We start from the raw sequence: 280 nt of genomic DNA, 5'->3' as shown, positions 1-280 counted from the left end.
AGCAGATGCAGCACATCGTCTTCAACGCCTACACCAACGCCACCCTCTCGGTGCTGTTCCTGGTGGTGGTGATGAGCATCCTGTTCTTTTCCATCAAGGTCGGTCGCGCCGCCCTGGCCAAGCCCGAGCGCAGCGATCGCGAGACCCCGTTCCAGCCGGCCGCGGGCGTTTAAAGGAGAATCCCTATGTTCAATGACCTGGGTCGCATGGGTAAGTACCTGGGGCAGGCCGCCAAGATGCTGGTGGGCATGCCCGACTACGACACCTATGTCGAGCACAT

Annotated in this window: 2 protein-coding genes; both read left to right on the top strand. The window is 60.7% G+C overall.

What is annotated here, in order from left to right; all coding sequences use genetic code 11:
• Window positions 1-173, top strand: a 173-nt coding sequence (locus FS767_RS23620) for a hypothetical protein (protein WP_178102778.1), incomplete at its 5' end; no start/stop codon positions are given.
• A 12-nt stretch (window positions 174-185) separates the two neighbouring features.
• The coding region (locus tag FS767_RS22215; protein ID WP_144968249.1) for a CstA-like transporter-associated (seleno)protein at window positions 186-280 on the top strand (95 nt) is incomplete at its 3' end.

Source organism: Pseudomonas sp. DE0010 (assembly GCF_007680745.1).
GTDB classification, from domain to species: Bacteria; Pseudomonadota; Gammaproteobacteria; order Pseudomonadales; family Pseudomonadaceae; genus Aquipseudomonas; species Aquipseudomonas parafulva_B.
Note: the sequence above shows the minus strand (reverse complement) of the source record. Positions and strands in the feature narration are given on the sequence as shown.